Origin of the sequence: Atopomonas sediminilitoris, from assembly GCF_022601735.1 — a bacterium.
Classification (GTDB): domain Bacteria; phylum Pseudomonadota; class Gammaproteobacteria; order Pseudomonadales; family Pseudomonadaceae; genus Atopomonas; species Atopomonas sediminilitoris.
On record NZ_JAKUMM010000015.1, the window covers coordinates 1 to 5,549 of the forward strand.

Here is a 5,549-nt window from a genome sequence, read left to right on the forward strand (position 1 = left end):
GCTTGCTCAGTGTAGAATTCGCCTCCCGCTGATGAGGCTCATGCAGATTGCTGAGTTTCCCAAGTGGCTGAATCGAAAGAAAAAATTCTTCGAAACAGTGCTTGACAGCGACAAGAGGTGCTGTAGAATGCGCGCCTCGGTTGAGCGAACAGCTCACCAACCGCTCTTTAAAAACCAGAATCAAGCAATTCGTGTGGGTGCTTACTGATTGTTGTTGATCGCATGATTATCAGCATGAGTAAGTAACTTTTCGTGAATTCGAATGAGTTTATTTGCGATTGCTGAGCCAAGTTTAGAGTTTTTCTCAAAACTCAAATTGATTTGAACTGAAGAGTTTGATCATGGCTCAGATTGAACGCTGGCGGCAGGCCTAACACATGCAAGTCGAGCGGATGAATGGAGCTTGCTCCATGATTCAGCGGCGGACGGGTGAGTAATGCCTAGGAATCTGCCTGGTAGTGGGGGACAACAGTTGGAAACGACTGCTAATACCGCATACGTCCTACGGGAGAAAGCAGGGGACCTTCGGGCCTTGCGCTATCAGATGAGCCTAGGTCGGATTAGCTAGTTGGTGGGGTAAAGGCCTACCAAGGCGACGATCCGTAACTGGTCTGAGAGGATGATCAGTCACACTGGAACTGAGACACGGTCCAGACTCCTACGGGAGGCAGCAGTGGGGAATATTGGACAATGGGCGAAAGCCTGATCCAGCCATGCCGCGTGTGTGAAGAAGGTCTTCGGATTGTAAAGCACTTTAAGTTGGGAGGAAGGGCAGTAAATTAATACTTTGCTGTTTTGACGTTACCGACAGAATAAGCACCGGCTAACTCTGTGCCAGCAGCCGCGGTAATACAGAGGGTGCAAGCGTTAATCGGAATTACTGGGCGTAAAGCGCGCGTAGGTGGTTACGTAAGTTGAAGGTGAAATCCCCGGGCTCAACCTGGGAACTGCCTCCAAAACTGCGTGACTAGAGTACGGTAGAGGGTAGTGGAATTTCCTGTGTAGCGGTGAAATGCGTAGATATAGGAAGGAACACCAGTGGCGAAGGCGACTACCTGGACTGATACTGACACTGAGGTGCGAAAGCGTGGGGAGCAAACAGGATTAGATACCCTGGTAGTCCACGCCGTAAACGATGTCAACTAGCCGTTGGGTCCCTTGAGGACTTAGTGGCGCAGCTAACGCATTAAGTTGACCGCCTGGGGAGTACGGCCGCAAGGTTAAAACTCAAATGAATTGACGGGGGCCCGCACAAGCGGTGGAGCATGTGGTTTAATTCGAAGCAACGCGAAGAACCTTACCTGGCCTTGACATGTCGAGAACTTTCTAGAGATAGATTGGTGCCTTCGGGAACTCGAACACAGGTGCTGCATGGCTGTCGTCAGCTCGTGTCGTGAGATGTTGGGTTAAGTCCCGTAACGAGCGCAACCCTTGTCCTTAGTTACCAGCACGTTATGGTGGGCACTTTAAGGAGACTGCCGGTGACAAACCGGAGGAAGGTGGGGATGACGTCAAGTCATCATGGCCCTTACGGCCAGGGCTACACACGTGCTACAATGGTAGGTACAGAGGGTTGCCAAGCCGCGAGGTGGAGCTAATCTCACAAAACCTATCGTAGTCCGGATTGGAGTCTGCAACTCGACTCCATGAAGTCGGAATCGCTAGTAATCGTGAATCAGAATGTCACGGTGAATACGTTCCCGGGCCTTGTACACACCGCCCGTCACACCATGGGAGTGGGTTGCTCCAGAAGTAGCTAGTCTAACCTTCGGGGGGACGGTTACCACGGAGTGATTCATGACTGGGGTGAAGTCGTAACAAGGTAGCCCTAGGGGAACCTGGGGCTGGATCACCTCCTTAATCGAAAGATCACGCATCTTTAAGCACCTACACGAATTGCTTGATTCAATGGCGAAAGCGATTGGGTCTGTAGCTCAGTTGGTTAGAGCGCACCCCTGATAAGGGTGAGGTCGGCAGTTCAAATCTGCCCAGACCCACCAATTTTAGTGGGCGTAACAGCCAGCCGAAATTGGGGCCATAGCTCAGCTGGGAGAGCGCCTGCCTTGCACGCAGGAGGTCAGGAGTTCGATCCTCCTTGGCTCCACCACTTGCTTCGCTAGATCGCTAGATCATGGTTATGAAAGAGAAGGGAAAGCTCAGACAAGAATGCTTGATTGGTTATTTAAGCATTGTTGTCTGGTCTTTGACCGGAACGTTCTTTAAAAATTTGGGTATGTGATAGAAGTGGCTAATTAATTATTTTCACTGATAATTAGTTAAGCCAAGGTAAAATTTACGAGTTCAAGCGTAAGTTTTCGGCGAATGTCAAAAAGTTTACTGACAGACTTCAGATTTTTTGGGGTTATATGGTCAAGTGAATAAGTGCATACGGTGGATGCCTTGGCAGTCAGAGGCGATGAAAGACGTTGTAGCCTGCGATAAGCTCCGGGGAGTCGGCAAACAGACTTTGATCCGGAGATCTCTGAATGGGGAAACCCACTTAGCATAAGCTAGGTATCTTGTACTGAATACATAGGTGCAAGAAGCGAACCGGGAGAACTGAAACATCTAAGTACCCCGAGGAAAAGAAATCAACCGAGATTCCCTAAGTAGTGGCGAGCGAACAGGGACTAGCCCTTAAGCTTCATAGACTTTAATAGAACGCTCTGGAAAGTGCGGCCATAGTGGGTGATAGCCCCGTATATGAAAGGGTCTTTGAAGTGAAATCGAGTAGGACGGGGCACGAGAAACCTTGTCTGAACATGGGGGGACCATCCTCCAAGGCTAAATACTACTGACTGACCGATAGTGAACCAGTACCGTGAGGGAAAGGCGAAAAGAACCCCTGTGAGGGGAGTGAAATAGAACCTGAAACCGTATGCATACAAGCAGTGGGAGCAGACTTTGTTCTGTGACTGCGTACCTTTTGTATAATGGGTCAGCGACTTATATTCAGTGGCGAGCTTAACCGAATAGGGGAGGCGTAGGGAAACCGAGTCTTAATAGGGCGAATAGTCGCTGGGTATAGACCCGAAACCGGGCGATCTATCCATGAGCAGGTTGAAGGTGCCGTAACAGGCACTGGAGGACCGAACCCACTCCCGTTGAAAAGGTAGGGGATGACTTGTGGATAGGAGTGAAAGGCTAATCAAGCTCGGAGATAGCTGGTTCTCCTCGAAAGCTATTTAGGTAGCGCCTCGTGTATCACCGCTGGGGGTAGAGCACTGTTTCGGCTAGGGGGTCATCCCGACTTACCAAACCGATGCAAACTCCGAATACCAGTGAGTGTCAGCACGGGAGACACACGGCGGGTGCTAACGTCCGTCGTGAAAAGGGAAACAACCCAGACCGTCAGCTAAGGTCCCAAAGTTATGGTTAAGTGGGAAACGATGTGGGAAGGCTTAGACAGCTAGGAGGTTGGCTTAGAAGCAGCCACCCTTTAAAGAAAGCGTAATAGCTCACTAGTCGAGTCGGCCTGCGCGGAAGATGTAACGGGGCTCAAACCATACACCGAAGCTACGGGTTCACACGTAAGTGTGAGCGGTAGAGGAGCGTTCTGTAAGCCTGTGAAGGTGAACTGAGAAGTTTGCTGGAGGTATCAGAAGTGCGAATGCTGACATGAGTAACGACAATGGGAGTGAAAAACTCCCACGCCGAAAGACCAAGGTTTCCTGCGCAACGTTAATCGACGCAGGGTGAGTCGGCCCCTAAGGCGAGGCAGAAATGCGTAGTCGATGGGAAGCAGGTTAATATTCCTGCACTTCTAATTACTGCGATGGAGGGACGGAGAAGGCTAGGCCAGCACGGCGTTGGTTGTCCGTGTTTAAGGTTGTAGGCTGAGATCTTAGGAAAATCCGGGATCTTAAGGCCGAGAGCTGATGACGAGTTATCTTTTAGATGACGAAGTGGTTGATGCCATGCTTCCAGGAAAAGCTTCTAAGCTTCAGGTAATTAGGAACCGTACCCCAAACCGACACAGGTGGTTAGGTAGAGAATACCAAGGCGCTTGAGAGAACTCGGGTGAAGGAACTAGGCAAAATGGCACCGTAACTTCGGGAGAAGGTGCGCCGGCGAGAGTGAAGCATTTACTGCGTAAGCTTTTGCTGGTCGAAGATACCAGGCCGCTGCGACTGTTTATTAAAAACACAGCACTCTGCAAACACGAAAGTGGACGTATAGGGTGTGACGCCTGCCCGGTGCCGGAAGGTTAATTGATGGGGTTAGCGCAAGCGAAGCTCTTGATCGAAGCCCCGGTAAACGGCGGCCGTAACTATAACGGTCCTAAGGTAGCGAAATTCCTTGTCGGGTAAGTTCCGACCTGCACGAATGGCGTAACGATGGCGGCGCTGTCTCCACCCGAGACTCAGTGAAATTGAAATCGCTGTGAAGATGCAGTGTATCCGCGGCTAGACGGAAAGACCCCGTGAACCTTTACTATAGCTTTGCACTGGACTTTGAATTTACTTGTGTAGGATAGCTGGGAGGCTTTGAAGCGTAGACGCCAGTTTGCGTGGAGCCAATCTTGAAATACCAGCCTGGTAAATTTGAGGTTCTAACTCTGGTCCGTTATCCGGATCGAGGACAGTGTATGGTGGGTAGTTTGACTGGGGCGGTCTCCTCCTAAAGAGTAACGGAGGAGTACGAAGGTGCGCTCAGCACGGTCGGAAATCGTGCGTAGAGTATAAAGGCAAAAGCGCGCTTGACTGCGAGACAGACACGTCGAGCAGGTACGAAAGTAGGTCTTAGTGATCCGGTGGTTCTGTATGGAAGGGCCATCGCTCAACGGATAAAAGGTACTCCGGGGATAACAGGCTGATACCGCCCAAGAGTTCATATCGACGGCGGTGTTTGGCACCTCGATGTCGGCTCATCACATCCTGGGGCTGAAGCCGGTCCCAAGGGTATGGCTGTTCGCCATTTAAAGTGGTACGCGAGCTGGGTTTAGAACGTCGTGAGACAGTTCGGTCCCTATCTGCCGTGGACGTTTGAGACTTGAGAGGGGCTGCTCCTAGTACGAGAGGACCGGAGTGGACGAACCTCTGGTGTTCCGGTTGTCACGCCAGTGGCATTGCCGGGTAGCTATGTTCGGAAGAGATAACCGCTGAAAGCATCTAAGCGGGAAACTTGCCTCGAGATGAGGTCTCACTGGGAACTTGATTCCCCTAAAGGGCCGTCGAAGACTACGACGTTGATAGGCTGGGTGTGTAAGCGTTGTGAGGCGTTGAGCTAACCAGTACTAATTGCCCGTGAGGCTTGACCATATAACACCCAAGCAATTTGAAATTGCAGTGGTAAACAAAGCAAAGCCGAAAGCTTGCTGAACTTGTAAATACCATCACATACCCAATTCGGATAGACGTATGCAATACGGATATCCAACCGAATTGCTTGACGACCATAGAAAACTGGAACCACCTGATCCCTTTCCGAACTCAGCAGTGAAACGGTTTATCGCCGATGGTAGTGTGGGGTCTCCCCATGTGAGAGTAGGTCATCGTCAAGCACCTATCCCAAAACCCCTGAGCCAATGGCTCGGGGGTTTTGCTTTG

The 5,549-nt window shown here is 50.7% G+C and carries 1 protein-coding gene, 2 tRNA genes and 3 rRNA genes; all 6 read left to right on the plus strand.

Annotated elements, in window-relative coordinates:
* On the plus strand, positions 1-208 hold a 208-nt coding region (locus MKI83_RS16760; RefSeq protein ID WP_241588464.1), incomplete at its 5' end, for a hypothetical protein.
* Positions 209-323: 115 nt separating this feature from the next.
* Positions 324-1,860 (plus strand): 16S ribosomal RNA (locus tag MKI83_RS16765).
* Positions 1,861-1,923: 63 nt separating this feature from the next.
* Positions 1,924-2,000, plus strand: a tRNA-Ile gene (locus MKI83_RS16770).
* 31 nt (positions 2,001-2,031) lie between these two features.
* A tRNA-Ala gene (locus tag MKI83_RS16775) sits at positions 2,032-2,107 on the plus strand.
* A gap of 261 nt (positions 2,108-2,368) precedes the next feature.
* Positions 2,369-5,261, plus strand: a 23S ribosomal RNA gene (locus MKI83_RS16780).
* A gap of 126 nt (positions 5,262-5,387) precedes the next feature.
* Positions 5,388-5,503 (plus strand): 5S ribosomal RNA (gene rrf / locus MKI83_RS16785).
* Together the 16S, 23S and 5S rRNA genes with 2 tRNA genes alongside form the textbook arrangement of a ribosomal RNA operon.
* Positions 5,504-5,549 lie beyond the last annotated feature (46 nt).